The following is a 21883-nucleotide window of genomic DNA, read 5'->3' as shown; positions in this document are numbered from 1 at the left end:
CGAGGAAGGCACAGGGGAATAATAATATTCCTGACCAACCTACGAATACGAAGCGATCGCGCTTTAGCCAGTCGTCTAATACGTCAAACCACCCTCTACTGGGGGCGCGTCCAACTGCGATGGTCATTTACTAAAATCCTCGTTTTTACTAAAATTGCCACGTTTTTTCAGCAGTGTTTCAGCGAGTTTACTGATTTATATCATCTGCCGTGAGGAATTCAACGTTTTCTTTCAATCCTAGCAGCTTTACAGACGCTAGGATTGTGAGAACTGATTGCTTGACAAAGTGATCATTTCTCATAAATTATGACATGATCGGCTACCGTTAACCAGCAATCTAGGTTTTGGTAACGTAATGATTCTTAACTTATCACATTAGTCAGAATTTGGGCTGGATATAGAACAGGAAGTTAAATATTTTCTATCAATATCAGAATTTTAACAATTTGACACAGATTTTCTCATAAATCTTCGTAGGGGCGCAGGGCCTGCGCCCTAAATTCTCTCCATGGCCTGCGCCCTAGAATCCTTGAAGTTGAGGATAAAATTCATTGTCATCTCTTCGATAACTTGCAATCCAGACTGCTTCAGTGGCAGACTTGAGAAAGATAGTCCAAGGTAGTTTAATGACCGTATCAACAACAATTAATAAAAGCGAGAACCTCCTCTCTCAAAAGGTTCTTGGTTCACGTCGGTTTAGTAACTACTGGTGGGCAAGTATTGTGACTATGGGAGCCAGTGGTTTTTTCTTAGCTAGTGTTTCTAGTTATCTCAAAGTTAATTTACTCATAGTTACTGATGCAACACAACTCATATTTGTCCCTCAAGGATTAGTGATGGGACTCTATGGTGCTGCTGGCTTGCTATTAGCTACATATCTGTGGCTTGTAGTTTTATGGGATTTAGGTGGTGGTTATAATGAGTTCAATCGGGAAACTGGGACATTAAAAATCTTTCGCTGGGGGTTTCCAGGGAAAAATCGTCAAATCCAAATTGACGGCAGGATTTCAGATGTACAATCTGTCAAGATTGTGATTAAGGAAGGTCTGAATCCTCAACGCGCTTTATATCTTCGGGTTAAGGGTAGACGGGATATTCCCCTGACACGAGTAGGTCAACCCTTATCTTTGGCAGATTTAGAAACCCAAGGTGCGGAATTAGCTCGTTTTTTAGGAGTATCTTTAGAAGGACTCTAGGAGTTTTGGATTTTGGATTGGTGAACAATAAGAATCAGATCCCCGGATTCTTAGAGAATTCGGGGATCTGAGGTCAAGTTATTTTCACAATTTAAAATCCAAACTTCAGGAATGGGCAAGAACAAATTAAGATATTTTGATTAATGCAGTTACTAACAATGCGGTTTAAATTTCCACAATTTTTTGTAGTTCTATTGATGATTGGCGCTTTAACTTTGGGAGGATGTGCGGGTAATACAACATCGTCTAGTGCATCCCCAACTGCAACAGCTACCTTAGACACGACTACTAGTGCAAAAACAGTATCAGAAACTATTAGCGAGAGTGTTCCTGGAATCAAAGGGTTGCCACGTCTTGAAGGTAAGGCTACGGTGGTGATGACGGTGAAGCGTGGAGAAGTAGTTAATCCCACAGAAATTGAGATGGAAATAGATGGGACAAATGCACCAATTACTGGCGGTAATTTTGTGGATTTGGTCCAAAAAGGTGTTTATGACGGTTTAGTATTCCATCGTGTTGTGCGCGAACCTCAGCCTTTTGTAGTTCAAGGTGGAGATCCACAAGGTAAAGACCCCAAATTTCCCGAAAGTAGATTGGGAACCGGTGGTTATATTGATCCTCAAACTAAGACTGAGCGACGGATACCCTTAGAAATTAAACCAAAAGGCGCAAAAGATCCTATTTACAGTCAGACTATTACTGAGAAGCCTGTGTTACAGCACAAGCAAGGAGCGATCGCTATGGCTAGATCACAATCCCCGGATTCTGCTTCTTCTCAATTTTACTTTGCTTTAGCAGATTTATCGTTCTTGGATGGTAACTATGCCGTGTTTGGTAATGTTACCAAAGGTTTTGAGGTAGTTAACAAAATCCAGCAAGGCGATCGCATTGAGTCTGCTAAAGTCACGAAAGGTGCAGAAAATCTGAAAATTCCTCAGTAGTTAGTTGTCAGTTGTTGATTTGTGATTTTATAAGTATTCTGACTTCTGACTTCTGACTCCTGAGAAAGGGCGCAGGCCCTGCGCCCCTACCTCCTGACTCCTCAGTTATTATATAAAATCTAAAATTGGTTAAAGTTGTTGTGACTGGGATTGGTCTAGTTTCTGCTTTAGGTGAAAGCTTAGAAGATAGTTGGCAAAATCTATTATTAGGAAAAACGGGAATTAAATTACATCAAATATTTCCAGAATTGGGAATAGTTCCCCTGGGATTAATTGCTGAAAAACCCTCTTTATTAAATACACTCGCGGAAATAGTTGTTAATTCAGCCCTACAAGATGCCGAATTGGTAGCACCTTTGTTTGATTGTGCTGTAGTCATCGGTTCTAGTCGGAGTTATCAAGCATCTTGGGAGATAATGGCACGACAGATGGATCAGCAAGAGGCAGAATCAAACTTAGACAATTGGTTAGATACTCTACCACAAATGAATGGAATTGCTGTAGCCCGGAAAATAGGCTCAACAGCAGCGGTTTTAGCACCAATGGCTGCTTGTGCAACGGGAATTTGGGCGATCGCTCAGGCTACAATGTTAATTAAAACCGGGCAATACCAACGAGTAATTACAGGGGCAATAGAAGCACCCATAACCCCCCTAACAATTGCCGGATTTAGGCAAATGGGGGCTTTAGCCAAAACAGGTGCTTATCCCTTTGACTTACAGCGAGAAGGCTTGGTACTAGGTGAAGGTGGTGCTATTTTGATTCTTGAATCTGCGGAGTTAGCAGCCCAACGACAAGCTAAAATTTATGGAGAAATATTAGGTTTTGGCTTGACAGCAGACGCATATCATGGAAACTCACCAGAACCATTAGGTAAAAGTGCCATCATAGCCATTAAGCAATGTTTAGAACGTAGTCATATTTCACCCACAGACATAGACTATATTCACACTCATGGTACAGCCACCCAGTTAAATGACCGGATAGAAAGTAAAATTATTCAACACTTATTTTCACCAAAATTAGCGATTAGTTCCACCAAGGGTAGCACAGGGCATACATTAGGAGCATCAGGAGCTTTAGGTGTAGCCTTTTCACTCATGGCATTGCAACAGCAAATTTTACCCCCCTCTGTAGGACTTCGGCAATCAGAATTTAATTTAAACTTCATCACCTCAGCACAGGAAAGTAAAATTCAGCAAGTCCTATGTTTTAGCTTTGGTTTCGGTGGACAAAATGCTGTGATAGCTTTAGGGACTGCCAATTAAAAAAATCATATGTTAGCAAAATATTCTAAAGGAGCGATCGCATATTTTCCCTGTTCATCCTGACTGACTAAACCTAAAGCTAGTAAGTCTCTATCAATAAACAACTTTGTAGCTTTACCACCTGCATCAATCTTATTATTAATCAACTGCATAGCATAGTAGATAGTATCATAAACCCGTTGAGGATTCAGGGCAGTTGAAATAGGTTGATATCTACTAACTGATTCACACAATCGGTAAACACCATGTTCTTGGGATAGGGGATAGCCATAATGCTGGACGGTTCGTGGTAGAAAATACCCGGCAGTAATTGGCTGTTTTTTTGACGGGCGTACACAGGAATAGTTGCAATTGCCAATCGTATCAGCAGCTACACTCCCAGGCATAAATCGCAGCACATTGAAATTTAAAAAATCTGGATGACAATTTTCAATACCAAAACGAATTGCTTCCATATCATCAGCCAAAGTTGTTGGCTCATAATCAATAATATCAGTTTTACTAGCGTTTAATTTAGCTTTTGGTAATCCTAAAATCAAAAAATAACTACTGGGTAATCCAGCTTTATTCATATCTTCAAAAACTCTGATAACCTTAGTTTGATAATCAAAAGCTTGCTTAATTTGACTAGCAATAGACCCATTAAACTTGTGACTAGCTAATGATACTTCTGGTAATGTATGTTCAACTCCGAAAAACATATATACACAGTTGTTTTCTACTAAATAACGCATTTGATCATAGTTAATTTTATCAATTCTAGTATTTGAACCCCAAGCAAATCCCTCTTCTTTAAGAATCTCTGCTTCTCTTTTGGCATCCTGGTCATGAACTGTAAAAGTATCAACATCGAGATAAACTGCTTCATAACCATGTTGTTTTAATTGCCGTAATTGTCTACGCAAAGATTCCGCACTTAATCTCACAACATGATTACTTTCATTACTTTTATTGCAGAAATGACATCCCCAAGGGCATCCTCGCTGAGTAAAGATTTGGGCTGTTTTTAATTGTCTTCCAGCTAGAGATTTAAAAATATCCATATCATGGACTTGTGGTATGTGAATTAAACCAAAATTTTGGTCAATATCATCAAACTTGTTAACTCTTGTTGTAATAGCACGATGAAAAACAATACTTGTATTATAAAAAGAATTAGGTGTAACGCGGTAAAATTTACCATCTTGATTCATAAAACATAATCCTGGTAGATTTTTCATATCTTCATAGAAAGTACCTCTGGCTACTGCATGAGCAATTTCTATAATTGATTCTTCTCCCTCACCATCACAAAAGGCTGTAATCCAAGGTGTAATACGGGCAATATCTTCAACACTTTTAGTTGCATAACCACCAACTAAAATTGGTACTGTTTCCCGTTGATATTTCTGAAGCTCTCTAAAAATTTTTCTACTATGATCATCAATTTCTGCCCATTGGGTTGTTAGACAACCAGCAAAGATAATTAAATCAGCATTTTTAACTTCATTTAAAACATCATCAATAGTCAAATCAGGACGTTCTAAATCTAGTTGTAAAACTTGACTAAATCCAGCATTAAATAAACTGGAAGCTAAAACAGGTAAGGCTTTATTAGCTCCGTTGAAACTTCTGTGTTTAATAAATTCGCCAATCAGTACAATTTTCACTTTCGTTTATTGATCATAACTCATTTTAAAACCTAGCATATTCATTGATATATTTGATGCCAAAATGCCTATTTTTGAAGAAATAGTAGCCAGGAGTTAGAATGAATTAGTGGAGATTTAGTCCTATATCCTCAGAATGATTTCAGAAACCAAATTTGATTATGAATGTATCAATTCTTGAAAAACCGACTGTCTGAAAACTCAGACTTTAATCAATAGCACCCAACATTTTTAAAGAAGCTTTTTCTGCATCGGTCAAGCCTGTAGTATGGTTAATATTCATACCTGCATACAAACGTTCAGATTTAAGAGATTGCAATCTACTACAAGTTTGCATATCCCACAACTGAATATTCTCATCTTCGCTACCACTAGCTAATAAATTACCATCAGCACTAAAAGCTAGAGAACGAATCGCTTCTGTATGTCCTAGTGTGAGAACTTCTACACAATTACCTGTACTAACTTGCCATAGTATCACTGTAGTATTAGCGCCAGCACTGGCTAGAGTCTGCCCATTGGGACTAAATGCCACTGAGTAGACTTGTTTATCATGCTCTAATGTTTGAGTACATTTATTTGTATGAAGATCCCACAATTTCACGGTTTGGTCTTCGCTACCACTGGCTAAAAACTCCCCATTGGGACTAAATGCTAGTGACCAAATCATGTCTTGATGGTCTGTAAAAGTTTGCAAACATTCTCCAGTTGTGACATCCCAAAGTTTGATGGTATTGTCAGCACTACCACTTGCCAGTATTTGTCCTTGGGGATGAAATGCTACTGTCCACACCCAATTACTATGGGCATCAATTTTTTTGAGACATTCACCGCTAAATGTGTCCCAGATGCGAATACTGTGGTCTTCGCTACTACTGACTAGAGTTTTTCCATCGGGACTAAATGCAACTGTCCACACCCAGTTATCGTGTCCTCTGAGAGTTTGAATACATTGGCTTTGATCAATATTTGCGATATCCCAAAGTTTGATGGTATTGTCAGCACTACCACTTGCCAGTATTTGTCCTTGGGGATGAAAAGCGACTGAGCGAATTCGTCCTTGATGTTCCCTCAAAATGTGGCATTTTTGGGTTTGTAAATTCCATAAGCCAATGTTAGAGTCATCCCGTCCACTAGCCAAAATCTGACTATTGGGACTAAATACTACTGAATATACATCACGGGTATACCCTTGTAAGGTATTCAAACAACCACCTGTTTTTACGTTCCATAACCTAGCTGTTTGGTCATCACTACAACTGATTAAAGTGTCACCATCAGGACTAAAGGCGATCGCCCACACTTGGCTAGAATGACCTTGTAAGGTTTTGAGGCATTCCCCCTGTGGCATATCCCAGAGTTTAATGGTTCTGTCTTCACCGGAACTAGCTAAGATCTGTCCATTAGGACTGAATCTGACAGAATAAACTTTTTTACTATGTCCCTCTAATGTTTGTCTACATTGACCTGTAGTTACATCCCACAGTCTCAGGGTTTGGTCGGCACTACCACTAGCTAATGTTTGTCCATCAGGACTAAAAGCTACAGAGTGAACATCGCTATTATGATCATTTAACGTTTTTAGGCATTTACCTGTATTAATATCCCACAGCTTAATTGTGCTGTCAGCACTGCCACTGGCCAGTAAAGGAGTAATGTTACAAGTTGTAGATGCTTGAAAAGTGACAGACAACACCAAGCCATTATGATCAGATAGTGTTTGCTGACAAACTCCTGTTTCTACATTCCAAAGTTTAATAGTTTTGTCTTCACCAGCACTAGCTAAAAGAGAACCATCGGGATTAAATGCTACTGAATAAACTTTATTGGTATGTTCTTTCAGGGTATTTAGACATTTACCTGTTTCTACATTCCAGAGTTTAATGGTATGGTCCGCACTACCACTAGCGATGGTTTTATTATCTGGACTAAAGGCTAACGTCCAAACCCAAGTAGTATGATCTTTATAAATGCGAAGTTGTTTAGTATCAGAAGTACGCCATAATCTGATTTCTCCACTCATTAAACCTGTAGCAAATTTTTTACCATCAGGACTAAATTTCACAGAAACAATACTAGACATTGTTTCCTTGAATACAGAACCAGTTAAATCAGCATTGGCAAAGCTGGTGTTTTTTAAGTCCACATCTTTGAGATAAGCTTGCCAGATGGTCAAACCGGAAAAATCGCGTCCACTTAAATCAATTTGGGAATTACTTTGGGATTTATATATCTGAAGTTGTCGTAGTAGATTAATTAAGTTGCCAACTGCATAACCTTGAGTTGGCGGTGATTTCCGCTGTAAATTCCTGATCAATTGCCGTAAATGAGATTCTAGTTGTGTGGCTGTACCAAAAGCTTTAATAAGTCTTTGCTTAACTGGTTCTAGTATCAGTCGTTCTTGTATTTGCCGGATATAATCAAGTGATCTTGCCTGGATTAAGGGGTGGGCATTAATAAACTCCAGTTTTTTTTTTCATTAATGTCAGAAATGTCATAAGTTGCCTGTTCAATGTAGCGGTCATTAATATATTCCATCACCACAGACTGCTGCCCAAATCTGCTACTATTTGTTTCTTTTTCAATTAGCGATCGCCGTAACAATGATTCAATAATTTCTAGTATTTTAGATTCTGCATCTGGTGTTTTTACATTATTTTTTACATCGCTTTTTATGTCTGTCAATGAGATATATTCACGACGTAATGCTAGACGATACATTACGTGTTGTTCTAATTCTGATAGACGGTTAAACTGTGTATCTAAAAGCGTGCGAATATCTCCATAGGCAGCACTTGCTTCCTTCATTTCTTTTAGGAATTCCGCAATGTTATTGCTGAATAAATCATAAACTGTAGTGGCAACTATTTTTAAAGCTAAAGGATTACCAGAATATCTGTTGACTAATTCTTGTAGTTGTTCATCATCACAAGTGCAACCTTTATCTAGCAAAATTTCTCTGGCTTCTGCTAATTTGAGACTATTTAACTGTAACACTTTTACAGGCAGATTTTTACCTTCTAGTGCAGCTACTTCTTTTGGCTTTTCACGACTAGTGATTAATAAACAACTATCATGTGATGCTTCTGCTATCTTTTTAAAAAAGTAGCCATAGTTTTCATACCCTGGTTCATATTCACCAGCCCATCCCTGAGTTTTGCCTTCACTACTACGTAGCACCGATTCCACATTATCTAAAATAATTAGGCATTTATGTTTTCTTAAAATATCAATTAGTAAAAGTATTTTATTGTTTTCACTAATTGCTAAGAAATTTTCAGTATGATTAGAGGGTAAAAATCCTAAAAGTTGACTTAGAATTTCTTCTAATGATGGTGCATTGCGGAGCGATCGCCAAATCAAATAATCAAAATTTGGCTGAACTTGTTTGGCAACTTTAGCTGCTATCACAGTCTTACCAATTCCACCCATTCCTAGCACTGCCACTAAACGACACCGCATGGTATCATTACCAACTATCCATTCTTCTAACTCTAAAATTTCTTCATTTCGACCCCGAAAACCTTCTACATCAACGGCTTCACCCCAATCTTCTGTTGAGGTAAGGACATTTTCTTGAGTACTTTGATACTGAGTAAACAATTTCTGTTTCAAGTTATAAATTTTTTTATTACCACTCCCTTCTATACCTAATTTACGATAACTTTCTCCTAATCTTTTTCTCACCGCCGGTTGAGAAATATTGAGTTTCTGGGCAATTTCTGCACCAGGGTAATTTTTTAATGCTAAAAGTAATGCCTCTAGCTCGGTTTTGCTAACATTGTGTTTGTTAGCCACTTTTATAATGAAATCATCAGGAATCTGAGGTATATTATCTACAATCTTCATATTATCTAAGCTCCATATATATTAGTTATTAGTATGTGAGATTTTTTTTATAGCATGAATATTAACTCTAAAAAGACTGTTATGTAACAGTTTTTAAGTTTGTCCACCCTACACTACTTGATATTTTATGGCTACGCTACGCAAGCTATCAGGAATCATTTAGGAGTCCTATATTGATAAGACATGGCGGTAACTGGGAATCTCACAGTGTCTTTAGACCTGAGAGGGATGGCTCACCCGTCAGGAACTAGTACAAAACGGCGTAAATAAACCAACCATTCTAAATTCTCCAAAAGCCTATACTGTCTTGATTTTGACTTCCGCCTTGCGGTACTAGTGGTCTGTCAATTCAAAAATGACGGGTGAAGGAGAATGGGAGGGAAGTAGTCTGGTCAATACGGCTTGCTTGATTACCATTGCAAGCCCAGTACCCTTATCACTGGGTTACTGACTCCTGTAAGGTTTAGGAATTCTATTTAAAGATTTTAACACTACTCCTTAGTATAACTTCTTTATATTTATGTGAGATAAATTGTCTCAAAAAAGTATACATAAATTTACATAGTCAGAATTTTCTAGAAAAATTTTATAAATACCTTGCTTTTTTACTGTATGTGTGATTATCTTATATATAAATACCTCTATGTGAGGTATACGGATAAGTCTTAAGTCAAATAGCCAATATTAGGGGGCAACTAATATGAAGAATTCTTTAAGACTGGCAGACTTTATTAGGAGTTCTAACGCTATCAAAGGTATTTTGAAGATAGGAGAACAATCCCCAGAAATTTTAGCCAAATCTAAACAGGCGTATGTAGTAGAGTTACCATCAGTCTTTGCTCACTTAATTATTCTGCTGATTGAAACTTTGTCAGAAACTCAACACGGACAATTAACTATCTCTAGTAAAAAGGGGAAATACGAGGCCATAGTAGAACTAAGTGGTCACATTAGCCACCGTTACACATTAAGTCCACAACAGCTTTTAGAAATCCAGCAATTACACGATTACATTATTGATACCTGGATAGATTGTAGGCATTTGCAGAATCAAAAATAATACCAGACGTTATAGTATAGCTATTTACAGGTTAAGAATACTGATAGCTTAATGAAATTCTTTACACAATTAAATATCTAATTTTCTCAGGACATTTGGCTTTTGATAAATGGGAAGTTTACAAGCTGGTGATGTATATTTGCACGCCGGATTTTATTGAGGTTTTTCTATCCCGTAGACAATTTTATGAACAGCAATAGACAGGATGACAAGATTTCTGTTCAACTCTTATCTAAAAAACAGGAGAAAACTATGAAAACTAATGACAAAGATAACCAAAGTCTGCTGTTAATTTTGACTGGAAAGGGATTTAAGTATCTGATGTTAACTATATTCGGTTTTGCGATCGCTGTTGTTGTGTTTTATGTTTGCGGTGCATCCTCAATCAGTAAAGTTTTGCTATCTTTTGATGTTTTTATCTATTTTCTGCGGTTTGGTGTTCTGCTGTTTTGCTTGTTAGCAATCACCATGATTTGGGAGTCTTGGAGTTAGTTCAACTTATCTGCCTGAGATTGAGATATTAACCGTAGTTTCTTTCCACTTAGCCAAAGGTTTTCAATTACAGGAGGTCATATCATCTCAGATAATGGCAATAGCATCAAAGGTGAAATATTAAGCTGTTGTGCATTTAGTTTGTATAATTCTAGCGGGCAAGATGCCCGCACTACAAAGTTCAAGTAAATTATGGTTATCAAATTTAGCTGCGTAACAGCTTATCACAACTTTTGCTAATCTTAGTTATGGGATTAATAACCTTAGCAATTGTGAATAAAGATAGTGAACTTGCTTATTTTGATATCGTGAAAATAGTAATGGTTTACAGCTTTAGCCCTCAAAAATCCAAAGATAACCAAAAAGTAAACTTTTATACTCTCTGCGTCTTTAGATACGGAGATTCTTAATGGCTAATAAGTAATTCAATACCTTGGTCAAAACCCTGAAACCCTATTGATATCCTAAGGATTTTATTGGGTTTCAGACCTATATTGGGACAATTGGCTAAGGTATTGCTATTATTAGTTGACTATGAGGATAATTGTATTTTATAATATTAAATATTTACCAATAATTTATCAATAACATCCTGTAAATCTTCAAATCCTGGACATCCTGATTCAGACAAAAATTGTACATATTGTAGCTTATGGATAGCGAATTAGAACAAAAAATCTATCACACATTGATAGAAAACTTACCTAATGATGATAACTTTATCAATGTTGTCAATAACTTATTGACTCTAATTGAAAGAGGTTGTAGTGAAAAAGCTGCATATCATAATCAACCCCTACCCAATGAACAGTTTAATTACTGGAATAGTTTTCAACAAGAAATACATCATTTAAAGATACTAAAACAGCAAGAAAAAATTAAAGCCTATAGAGGAAAACTGAAATGGGAAGATAATTTAGAAGAAATGAGAACAAATGGATGATTATTGTAGATTCAAGCGTATGGATAGACTATTTTAATGGTGTAGAAACACCAGAAACGAATAAATTAGATACACTGTTAGGAGTAGAACAAATTGCTGTTGGTGATTTAATTTTGACTGAAGTTTTACAAGGTTTTCGTTCAGATGAGGGATATCAAACAGCAAAAGAATTACTAACTTCTCTACAGATTTTTGAGATGTTAGGATTAAATATTGCTATCAAAAGTGTTGATAAATATAGATTTCTTCGGAAAAGAGGTATACCAAATTACAAAAAACAAAAACAATAAACAACATCCTGTAAATCCTTAAATCTTGGACATCCTGATTCTGACAAAATAATTACAAGTTATGAACAGAGAATATTTAATTAACTTCCTCAAAAAAAACTTAACCACCATTAAAAGTTATGGTGTAACTTCCTTGGCTTTATTTGGTTCTTATGCAAGAGATGAAGCAAAAACTACTAGCGATATTGACTTATTAGTAGAATTTCAAGGGAAAGTTACCTTTGATAAATATATGGACTTAAAATTCTTCTTAGAAGATAATTTGTCTTTATCCGTTGATTTAGTCACTAAAAAAATGTTGAAACCTCAAATTATTGATGCTGTAGAAAAGGACGCTATTTATGTCGCGTAGCTTAAAACTTTATTGTGCTTATCAAACAACAGGTGAACCTCTTCCACAACCAACAGTTAATCAAGCTGGATAAATCCTGTAAATCCTGATATGGCTTGCGTCACGCTTCACTATCAGACAAAATAATTACGAATTCCAAATTCCAAATTCCAAATCACGAATCCCCTTCGCGTAGCGTTTCCGAAGGAAATATTCCGAATCCCAAATTCCAAATTCCAAATCACGAATCTCGAATTCCAAATCACGAATTACGAATCACGAATTACGAATTACGAATTACCTCCACACAACATTTCCACAGGAAATAACAATTACGAATTACGAATTACGAATTATGTTCGCGCAGCGTTTCCGCAGGAAATATTACGAACTACGAATTACACCCGACGTACACCCATTATTGATGGTAATTATACATCAAAATCTCAACAAAAAGCCCCGGTAAATTAACAATTAAAAGTAAAATTGGACGGTTTTTACGTTCTCCTAAAGCTTGGTCATTACACAGTGAATTGTTAACAGAAACAGAATACAATACTTTAATTAATACCTTCATTGCTGCATTAGCTGATGCTGGTTTTTTAACCACTAAAAATGGTATTCAACTACAAATTAGTTCCTTAGCATGGAAATTTACAATATTAACTGAAATTCCTCCCGACCCTCTTTCATCTAAGCGTTTACAGGGTCAAGAAGATGCCAAAATACTGGTTAACAAATTCTTTCAAGAATTTTATCAAAGTAATGCCCAAAAAATTCAAACAATGGAAGGGCGAGAACATACAGGACAAGTTAAAACTAAAGCACGTCAAGAACGGGAAGAAAGATTCAGAAAAGGAGAATTAGCGAGTTTATTCTGTTCTCCGACAATGGAATTAGGTATAGATATTTCAGATTTGAGTGTGGTTCATTTGCGGAATGTTCCCCCCAGTCCTGCAAATTATGCCCAACGTAGCGGACGCGCTGGACGCAGTGGACAGGAAGCATTAGTTATTACTTATGCAGCTATTGGTAGCGGTCATGATCAATATTTCTTCCAACGTCAACAGCAAATGGTAGCTGGTGCTGTTGCTCCGCCTAAGTTAGAATTATCAAACCAAGATTTAGTTCAATCTCATGTGTATTCAATTTGGTTAGCACATACAGGAGTTTATTTAGATGACTCCATGAACAAAATTCTGGATTTAGATGTTACTAATTATCCCCTGAAAGATAGTGTACGTGAACAATTAATACTTAGTTCTGGGAAATTAGCTGAATGTCTGCAAGCTACTCAGTCAATACTTGCAGATACCTTCTGTCAAAGTGATTTACAAAAAGCCTCTTGGTATTCTGTACATTGGCTACAATTTACCATAGAGAATACACTGAATACATTCAATAGAAAATGCGATCGCTGGCGTAAACTTTATGATAGTGCAGTTAAACAAAGAGATCAGGCTAACATCATAATTAGTCGTTCTGCTGCTGGTTATGTCACAGATGAAGAACGCAAAAACGCTGAAGCTCAAGCACGAGAAGCGCAACGACACTCTCCAATATATCCTAGAAACAGCAATTCAAGCAGTTTATAAATTAGAACCAGATGAACTGGATTCAGAAAGATTAGGAGAAGGAAAATATTTGCTATTTTGGGAAGCATCAGAAGGTGGTGCAGGAGTTTTATCTCAGCTACTCCAACAAACAGATGCTTTTCAGAAAATCGCCAATTCTGCTTTAGATATTTGTCATTTTCAAACACCAAAGGATAGTTGTGTGCAAGCTTGCTATGAATGCTTACTTTCCTACAGGAATCAATTTGATCATCCGTTAATTAATCGTCATTTGATTAAACCTTTACTCGATGATCTGCAAGCAAGTACAGTAGAGATATCCGGTGTATTCCGAGATGAACAATATCAAAAACTATTCGCACAAACAGACCCAAATTCCGATTTTGAACGAGAAGTTTTACAAGAGATTTACCAACGGGGTTATAAACTACCTGATACAGCCCAGGAATTAATTACCGAAGCCAATTGTAAACCAGATTTTGTGTATAAGGAAGATGCGATCGCTATTTTCTGCGATGGTTCAGTTCATGATAGTCCTGAACAGAAAAAGCAAGACCAAATTGAGAGAGATAATCTGAGATACAATGCTGGATATCAGATATTAACCCTGCGCTATGATAAAAATTGGCGGGAGCAATTAAAGGTTTTAGCGTTGCAATCGGAACGTTCACGAAGTGTGGCGATAGCTTGCGTGGCGACGTAGGAGCCATAGCCATAACCCAACAAAATCCTTGGTAATGTTGGGTTTCACTATCGCTCAACCCAACCTACATTTCCTTAACCGACAAGTATTGCTGCCCGTCCTTGATGATTAGCGGGCAATTCGTCCCGCACCACAAGAAATTTTTGGGTATTTTTTTAATTGTAAGTCCCTAAATGAACTTATTTACACACCCTCTACCTGATCACTATATTCATCTGCTGTTAATGTATCCTCATTCACTTCATCAGGATCATTAATGCGAACTTTTAAGAACCAACCCTCACCATAGGGGTCTTCAGGTACTTGTTCTGGATCATTTATTAAAGCTTCATTGCGTTCTACAACTGTGCCAGTAACAGGTGAATTCAAGTCTTCAACAGCCTTCACGGATTCAATAGAACCAAATGTCTCTCCCTTGGTAATAACATCACCAGTATCCGGCAGTTCCAAAAAGACAATATCACCTAATTGTTCTATAGCAAACGCAGTAATACCAATAGTGGCAATTTCTCCATCTAGACGAACATATTCATGGGAATCTAAGTATCGAAAATCCTGGGGATATTCTAAAGACATATCACTTTCTCTTCCACGTTAAAAAAATAGTGTTACAAGAGTAACCTAAAAGACATTATTCCTCAAAAACCTCAAAGATTATCAGTTAGTAACACGATTCTTTGAGCGATAAAATGGGCGTTTCACAACCACCGCAGGGTAAACTTTACCACGAATTTCCACATCTAGCTGCTGCTTAAGCTTTGCTAATGGGGTGGGAACGTAAGCTAAGGCGATAGGATAACCAAGTGTCAGGGAGAGAGTACCACTTGTTACTTCTCCTACAACTTGTTTAGATGATAATACGGGGTAGCCGTGACGAGGAATATTGCGTCCTTGTGTTTGCAAACCAACGAGTTTACGGGATATTCCTTGGGCTTTTTGCTGTATTAAAACTTCTCTGCCAATAAAATCACCTTTGGTATCTAAATGTACTAACCAACCTAAGCCGGCTTCTAGAGGAGTGGTGGTATCGTCAATATCTTGCCCATAAAGTGCCATTGCAGCTTCTAAGCGAAGGGTATCTCTACAACCAAGTCCGCAGGGAATAACACCAGCATTATATAAACTTTGCCACAAGTCTATCCCAACGGAGGCATCCACCATCACTTCAAAACCATCTTCGCCAGTGTAACCTGTGCGGGCGAGGAATGCGTGTTTGCCAAAAATGGTCGTTTCTAAATGCCCAAAAGCCTTAATGGGTGATAAGTCTGTTGTGACTAGGGATTGTAGATGATGAGTAGCTGTGGGTCCTTGAACGGCAATTAAGATTTTATCCCGTGATAGGTCTTGAAATTGGACTACATCAAGATCAAGATGTGCCAATAGCCATTTTTTGTCTTTGTCGGTAGTTGAGGCGTTGACGATGATGACTAAATTTTGCGTCCCAGTGCTGTCTGTATTTTGGTAATAAATAATGATGTCGTCAATGATTCCGCCTTGGGGGTTAAGCAATACGGTATATTGTGCTTGTCCAGGTTGTAACCGACTTAAATCGGAGGGAACTAAATACTCCAGTTGGGAAATCAGGTTTTTACCTTGGAGGGTAAATTTGCCCATGTGAGAAATATCGAACATTCCAGCGGTATTTCTGACGGCATGGTGTTCTTGGGTGATACTGGTATATTGTATGGGCATTTCCCAGCCCCCAAAGCTGGTAAATCTGGCTTTGAGTTCTACACCCATTTGATATAAAGGGGTTCGTGTGAGAGATTGGGTAATATTTTCTTGATTAGCCACAGGTAGTTATTTATATTGACGTTTACGTGCGATCGCATCTCAACATTTATCTATCCTACGCGATCGCTGTTAATTTAGCAGAAAATTACAAGCTGCATCCTTCCTGCGGTTTAATGATTAATAGTGGAATTGTTGAGATTTATTAAGCAAAAATTATGAAGTATCGCTCAATCTTGGCTAGTGTGATTTTAGCTCTAGTGTTGTTTGTGTTTCCCTTATCAGCGCAAGCAGCAAGTTCTTCTAGTGTTACTAATTCTCTTAGCAACAAGGGAGTCGGGGGGAAGGACTTTTCTGGACAAAGTTTAATTGGGATTGAGTTTACAAGCGTGAAATTAGAAAATACCAATTTTAGCGCCGCTGATTTACGTGGTGCTGTATTTAACGGTGTCTTATTGGATACTGTAAATTTTCATGGTGTGGATTTTAGTCAAGGAATTGCTTATCTATCAAAATTCAAAGATGCCGATTTAAGTGATGCGGTTTTTACAGATGCAATGATGTTGCGTTCCACTTTTGATAATGTTGATATCATTGGTGCTGATTTTACCAATGCAATTTTAGATATGCTACAGGTGAAACAACTCTGCGTTCATGCCAGTGGTGTAAATTCTAAAACTGGTGTAGATACTCGTCAATCTTTAGGATGTAAGTAAAAACCCCATATCCCCTTCATTAATCAGAAGGGGCGTTAAGAATAATTGAGTAATTCTTAAATTCTTGTATCTATGCTAAAAGGATATTTTACAATTTTTATACCTTCTGGTCTGTGGATAATCCACATAAAATTCCATGTCTAAAAAAGCTGTATTATCTTATGTCGTAGATCGGAATACAGGTCTATGGAAAGCCTTAAGCGGTTGCAGTGCTTCCCAACAAGAAATTTCCGGTTCTCAAGTTTACAATAGTGAGAGGTTTACAGAAGCAGAATTACCACCACAGGTTGATCTGCGTCCCTTCATGACTTCCGTAGAAAATCAAGCTGGCTCTAACAGTTGTACAGCTAATGCAGTTGTAGGCGGTTATGAGTATATCATGAACCGTGTAGGAGAAGAAGTTGATTTTAGTCGTCTTTTTGTCTATTACAATGCCCGAGAGCTAGGACTAGAACACAATGGTGAAAATAAAATTCAAGACCAAGGAAGTAGCATTACTTTAGCATTGATGAGTTTACAGGAAAAAGGTATTTGCCATGAATCAACCTGGGCTTATGAAGTTACAGACAATGGTAAAGTCAGAAACGTTAATACTAAACCAATTTATGATGCCTATGAAGAGGCTGCCGAACTCCTAAGTGTTCCTGATTTCCAATGGGAAAACCCAGAACAAGTTCCTGTGGATCTTCATGCTATGAAACATTGTTTAGCAGAAGGTTATCCTTTTGTTTTTGGACTCACTTTGTTTAAGTCTTTTGATCGTGTTACCAACAAAGGAAGAGTTCCAATGCCAGATTTAGCCAGTGATGAAGGCAGGCAAGAACATGGTAAACACGCTATGCTTTGCGTGGGTTATAAAGATAGCGCTGAAGTCTTTATTATCCGTAATTCATGGGGGGAAGAGTGGGGAGAAGAAGGCTACTGCTATATCCCTTATGAGTATATGACTAACCCAAATTTATGTTTTGAATGCTGGAAAATTAAAGGAACAACTGACTTCGATTTAACTGCGGATATTTGGGTTGAAGAAGATGAGGATTTTGATGAAGATTTCTATACAGAGGACGACGGAGAAGAAACAAATAATTGTTATTTAACTCTTGTAGAATCTATTGCTGTTATTTGTTTGTGTGGTGCCTCTGTAGATGGCTTATCTGATGAAGAATCAGAGTTATTAACTGGACTTTATGAAACTTATGAAATTGATACTGAACTTCTTGAGGAGAAAATCCAGGGTTTAATGGAAATCGGCGGGCTTGAACTCCTTTACAATGCGGCTTTACAAATTATTTTGGCGGAAGATGCAGCAGAGGAAACTTTCCAAATGTCGGTTGAATTTGCTCTTGCTGATGAATGTTTTAGTGATGAAGAATACGAATACTGGACTAAGTTAGCACAAAACTTAGAGCTTGATGAAGATAGGGCTACAGAACTATTTAATGAGGTTTTAGAGGAATATGATTATGAAACCTTGGACAGTCTATTTTAATCTGGCTATAGAAACATTAATTAGAGGATGTTTGAAAAGTTTTTAACGTATAAACAAACCCCTCTCCAGTATTAAATGATCGCACCCAAACCTGTCAATGTTTCTAATTGGCATGAGGTTAAACCAGTAGCTTCATAAACATTCATACCTTCGTAGGGGCGATCGCTGGTTAATACTTGTAGACATTTTGCCGTATTCACATCCCAAATTCTAATTGTACTATCGGCGCTACCTGTGGCAAAAGTATCTTCATTCACGATAGTTAAACTGGTAATAGGTGCTTGATGATCAGTTAAGATATGGAGACATTTTCCTGATAATAATTCCCAGATTCTCACTGTACTATCCAAACTAATAGTAACTATTAGTTGATCTTGTTTGATAAAAATTAGACCTACAACTTGAACAAGATGTCCTTTTAAAGAAGTAAGAAAGGTATTACTTTCTAAATGCAAAACTTCCACTTTAGCATCATCACTACTAAAAGCGAGATAAGCATGATCTTGACTGAAATTTAAACCATTCCTGACATCATTAATATTAGATTTTTCCCTTTGAAAAATTTGATCTAAACAATTTTGTGAGAGATCATAAAGAAAAATTTGACCTGTTCTGGTATCTATGGCTAATAAATTACCATCATTTGACCAAACTAATTTCATAATTTCAGTAGTTGGTATTTCTAATTCATGATGATATTGATTAGTGGTATATTGCCAAAAATAAACTTTATTTCCTGACCCAGCTATCGCCAATAAATCTCCTTGGGGATGCCATGAAATAGAAAAAATCACATCTATAGGAGTTGACAAGATTTGTAAACATTCTCCTGTTATACCATCCCACAATTTAATAGTGCTATCGCTGCTACAACTAGCTAAAATTCTACCATCGGGATGCCATTGAAGCACATGAATAGACCCTTTATGGGCATTTAATTCTCGTAAAAGAGAGGCTTTTTCTACAGACCATAATCTAATTTTACTATCAGTACCACCACTGGCTAATACATTATTTTGGTTAATAGATAATGCCCAAATATGATTACTATAACCAGATAAAATTTTTAAATGATGACCACTTTCCACATCTACAAAAATGGTACATTCATTGTGTGAACCTGTAATTAATGTTTTACCATCAGGACTATAATCTAGGGAATTAACTGTTCCTTTTTGTTTTGTTAAATGTTTTACAATGCTTCCAGTAATCGTATCCCAAATCGTCAGAATTGATCCTGAAGCTGTGATAAAAGATTTACCAGTGGGATCAAAAGTAGCTGTAAAAATCATTAATGTTTGATTTCCTAAAGTGTACAAACATTGACCACTTTTTATTGACCACATTTTTAATTTACCATTAAAACTAACACTTAAAAGAAATTGATCATTCTTTGTAACTGATAATTTTTTTACGCCAGTGACATGACTTTCAAAAGTTTTAATACATTTACCTTCAGCTAAATCCCATTGTTTAATTGTATGATCTAAACTAGCAGTAAATAAATATTTTTCATCGCCACTCAATTGTAAACTATTAATTGCTCCTTGATGACCTTTTAAAATCTGATATTGATTTTCCTGCCAATACCACAATTGTAAATAATTTGCACTTGTACCAATCATAATTATTTTATTATCTTTACTAATAGTAACTGCATTAGGTTTATCTTTTTTTAATTCATAATTAGCTAGACAATTACCTGTATTTATATCCCAAACTTTTACAGTTTGATCATCGGAAGCACTAACTAATAATTTACCATCAGCACTAAATTTAAAATCCCAGATCAGACCTTGATGTCCAATTAATTTTAAGATTGTTTGTCCATCACTAACTCGCCATAAATGGATAATCTTTTGAATATCAGAATTTGCTATAATCTCACCTTGGGGATGATAAGCTACTTTTAAAACCAGGGCAAGATTTTGGAGAAATTTCACATTTTTAAAGTCTGCATAACTAAAATTAACTCCTTTTACTGATATTTGTGATAAGTCGGTTTGCCAAATCGGTAATTCTGAAAAATCATAGTCTTTAAGAGGTAATTTTAAACTATTATAAATATTGATTAAATTGCCTACTCCATAATTTGCTATTACTGAATTTCTTAATTGATGGAGAATATTTTGTAAATGTTTTTGCAGACGAATTTTAACAGGAAAAGTTTGTTTTAATCTATCAACTAATGGCTCAATAATTAATTTTTTTTGCGTTTCTGTTACATATTCTTTAACGGTGGTTTTATTTAGGGAATATTTACCAAATAAATCTATTTTTAAATCAATTAATTCTTGATAGATTTCATTAATTAAATTATCTAATACATATTCCATGATTACAGCTTGTTGAGTATATTTTCCTTCTTTTTGTTCGATGAGCGATCGCCCAATTAAAGATTCTAAACTCTGTAATAATTCTGACTTAGTAATAGGCGGAAAAATATCTTGTTCCAATTCTTGAATAGATGTTAATTCTCGATTAATAGCTAACCAATTCATAATCGTTTTTTCCCCAGTGCTAAGACGGGTAAATTGTTCATCTAATAAACGATTTAGCCCATTAAAAATAAAAGTTTTCTCTAATAAAAATGTTTGAATGTCACCATTAAATAAATCTTGAATTGAAGTTGCTATAATTTTAATAGCCAGGGGACTATTATCATATAGATTGCTTAAATATTGTTTATCTTCTGAATTTCCTTGAATATTTCTGGCTTCTAAAATACTTAGAGATGCTTCTAAACAACCTTGGACAATAATACTTTTTACCTTAGTTTCTTTTCCTTCTAAATAATTAACTTCGGGAGATTTTTCTCTGCTAGTAATAATAATACGACTTTGATGATCAGACTCTCCTAAACAGCGAATCAAATTACCATAATTTTCAAAACCTGAACGATAATAACCAATTTTTCCTGATTCTAAAATTGTCTCAAAATTATCTAATAAGATTAAACAACGATGATCTTGAAGAAAAATTAATAAATCTTCAGTTTTTCCTTGTAAATTTTCTGATTTTGAAATAACAGTAACTAGATCAGTTATTAAAGTATTTAAAGGAGGTGCATTACGCAGCGATCGCCAAATTATTACTTCAAAATCTTCTTGATATTGTTGAGCAAACTTAACACTTAAAGCAGTTTTACCAATACCGCCCAGCCCTAATAAACTAATTAAACGATTATCATGATGAAAAATTACATCTTTAAGTTGTTTGATTTCTTCATTTCTACCATAAAATTTCTCTAAAATTGGACAAGCATTCCAATCTATAATTTTTATTTTCTGATGTATTTTTTGACTTTGGTTAATTTCCGCTTGATATTTTTCTGTAATAATCGTGTGAAAATTCTTTTTGGTAATTTTAGTATTGAGATATTGGGATAATAATTGCCATAATTCCGCAGCAACCCGCTTAATATAATTAGCATCATAACTAATTTCTTCAGCAATTTCAGAATAACTCTTTTCTAATAAAACTTCTTTTAAGATTAATTCCATCACCGGAGTTAAGCTATCTGGAGGAATGATAGTTTTCAGATAATTAATAACTTGTCCAAAATCATTGATTAATAACATATAAGTAGGTGGGCTTAATTAATTGTTAGATCGTAGAACAGGCTTCTAGCCTGTGGACAGGCAGGATGCC

General features: G+C 36.2%; 18 protein-coding genes and 1 pseudogene. 12 read left to right on the top strand and 7 right to left on the bottom strand.

Features of this window, described 5'->3' with window-relative positions; genetic code table 11:
- Window positions 1–127: pseudogene (locus IQ226_RS05485) on the bottom strand (photosystem II D2 protein (photosystem q(a) protein)); the annotation flags it as partial.
- 499 nt (window positions 128–626) lie between these two features.
- On the opposite strand from IQ226_RS05485, the gene IQ226_RS05480 reads away from it, so the two are divergent.
- From IQ226_RS05480 to IQ226_RS05470, 3 genes are all read left to right on the top strand, one after another.
- A complete protein-coding gene (locus IQ226_RS05480) occupies window positions 627–1196 on the top strand; it encodes a photosystem I assembly protein Ycf4 (protein ID WP_193893047.1) in 570 nt (189 codons plus the stop codon).
- A 158-nt stretch (window positions 1197–1354) separates the two neighbouring features.
- On the top strand, window positions 1355–2137 hold the full coding sequence (locus tag IQ226_RS05475) for a peptidylprolyl isomerase (protein WP_193893058.1): 783 nt from the start codon (window positions 1355–1357) through the stop codon (window positions 2135–2137).
- Between the two features lie 125 nt (window positions 2138–2262).
- Window positions 2263–3405 (top strand): beta-ketoacyl-ACP synthase, encoded by a 1143-nt coding sequence (locus tag IQ226_RS05470; protein ID WP_193893045.1) that lies wholly within the window; start codon window positions 2263–2265, stop codon window positions 3403–3405.
- 5 nt (window positions 3406–3410) lie between these two features.
- Here the strand turns inward: IQ226_RS05470 and IQ226_RS05465 are convergent, their stop codons facing one another.
- The 3 genes from IQ226_RS05465 to IQ226_RS24945 all read right to left on the bottom strand — a co-directional run bounded on the left by IQ226_RS05465 (window position 3411) and on the right by IQ226_RS24945 (window position 8903).
- Window positions 3411–5054 (bottom strand): radical SAM protein, encoded by a 1644-nt coding sequence (locus IQ226_RS05465; protein ID WP_193893043.1) that lies wholly within the window; start codon window positions 5052–5054, stop codon window positions 3411–3413.
- A gap of 208 nt (window positions 5055–5262) precedes the next feature.
- Entirely contained in the window at window positions 5263–7371 is a 2109-nt protein-coding gene (locus IQ226_RS24950; RefSeq protein WP_228039260.1) for a hypothetical protein, read from the bottom strand.
- A 122-nt stretch (window positions 7372–7493) separates the two neighbouring features.
- On the bottom strand, window positions 7494–8903 hold the full coding sequence (locus tag IQ226_RS24945; RefSeq protein ID WP_228039259.1) for an NB-ARC domain-containing protein: 1410 nt from the start codon (window positions 8901–8903) through the stop codon (window positions 7494–7496).
- A gap of 700 nt (window positions 8904–9603) precedes the next feature.
- Between IQ226_RS24945 and IQ226_RS05455 the strand changes: the two genes are divergently transcribed.
- From IQ226_RS05455 to IQ226_RS24930, 7 genes are all read left to right on the top strand, one after another.
- A complete protein-coding gene (locus tag IQ226_RS05455) occupies window positions 9604–9963 on the top strand; it encodes a hypothetical protein (protein ID WP_193893041.1) in 360 nt (119 codons plus the stop codon).
- Between the two features lie 252 nt (window positions 9964–10215).
- Window positions 10216–10455, top strand: a complete 240-nt coding sequence (locus IQ226_RS05450) for a hypothetical protein (protein WP_193893039.1) — start codon at window positions 10216–10218, stop codon at window positions 10453–10455.
- Between the two features lie 652 nt (window positions 10456–11107).
- Window positions 11108–11398 (top strand): hypothetical protein, encoded by a 291-nt coding sequence (locus IQ226_RS24940; RefSeq protein ID WP_228039258.1) that lies wholly within the window; start codon window positions 11108–11110, stop codon window positions 11396–11398.
- Window positions 11395–11688, top strand: coding sequence for a hypothetical protein (locus tag IQ226_RS05440; RefSeq protein WP_228039257.1), 294 nt, complete (start codon window positions 11395–11397; stop codon window positions 11686–11688). The genes IQ226_RS24940 and IQ226_RS05440 overlap by 4 nt, the downstream gene beginning before the upstream one ends.
- Before the next feature lie 61 nt (window positions 11689–11749).
- On the top strand, window positions 11750–12040 hold the full coding sequence (locus tag IQ226_RS05435) for a nucleotidyltransferase family protein (protein ID WP_168642875.1): 291 nt from the start codon (window positions 11750–11752) through the stop codon (window positions 12038–12040).
- A 512-nt stretch (window positions 12041–12552) separates the two neighbouring features.
- Window positions 12553–13614, top strand: coding sequence for a helicase-related protein (locus IQ226_RS24935; protein ID WP_228039256.1), 1062 nt, complete (start codon window positions 12553–12555; stop codon window positions 13612–13614).
- Window positions 13523–14296, top strand: coding sequence for a Zn-binding domain-containing protein (locus IQ226_RS24930; RefSeq protein WP_228039255.1), 774 nt, complete (start codon window positions 13523–13525; stop codon window positions 14294–14296). The genes IQ226_RS24935 and IQ226_RS24930 overlap by 92 nt, the downstream gene beginning before the upstream one ends.
- A gap of 183 nt (window positions 14297–14479) precedes the next feature.
- Here IQ226_RS24930 and gcvH read toward each other — a convergent pair whose 3' ends face one another.
- Together gcvH and gcvT are read right to left on the bottom strand one after the other, a co-directional pair.
- Window positions 14480–14872: a glycine cleavage system protein GcvH gene (gene gcvH / locus IQ226_RS05425; protein ID WP_193893037.1), complete on the bottom strand. Its 393-nt coding sequence runs from the start codon at window positions 14870–14872 to the stop codon at window positions 14480–14482.
- A gap of 81 nt (window positions 14873–14953) precedes the next feature.
- Window positions 14954–16090 carry a glycine cleavage system aminomethyltransferase GcvT gene (gcvT, locus tag IQ226_RS05420; RefSeq protein ID WP_193893036.1) on the bottom strand — a complete coding sequence of 379 codons (1137 nt, stop codon included), beginning with the start codon at window positions 16088–16090 and terminating at the stop codon, window positions 14954–14956.
- A 155-nt stretch (window positions 16091–16245) separates the two neighbouring features.
- Here gcvT and IQ226_RS05415 point away from each other — a divergent pair, with 155 nt between their 5' ends.
- Entirely contained in the window at window positions 16246–16743 is a 498-nt protein-coding gene (locus IQ226_RS05415; protein WP_193893034.1) for a pentapeptide repeat-containing protein, read from the top strand.
- Between the two features lie 136 nt (window positions 16744–16879).
- On the top strand, window positions 16880–18232 hold the full coding sequence (locus IQ226_RS05410) for a C1 family peptidase (RefSeq protein WP_193893032.1): 1353 nt from the start codon (window positions 16880–16882) through the stop codon (window positions 18230–18232).
- A gap of 71 nt (window positions 18233–18303) precedes the next feature.
- Here the strand turns inward: IQ226_RS05410 and IQ226_RS05405 are convergent, their stop codons facing one another.
- Window positions 18304–21813: a WD40 repeat domain-containing protein gene (locus tag IQ226_RS05405; RefSeq protein ID WP_193893030.1), complete on the bottom strand. Its 3510-nt coding sequence runs from the start codon at window positions 21811–21813 to the stop codon at window positions 18304–18306.
- Window positions 21814–21883: the final 70 nt, after the last annotated feature.

This window comes from Dolichospermum sp. LEGE 00240 (assembly GCF_015207875.1).
Classification (GTDB): Bacteria; Cyanobacteriota; Cyanobacteriia; order Cyanobacteriales; family Nostocaceae; genus Dolichospermum; species Dolichospermum gracile.
Note: the sequence above shows the minus strand (reverse complement) of the source record. Positions and strands in the feature narration are given on the sequence as shown.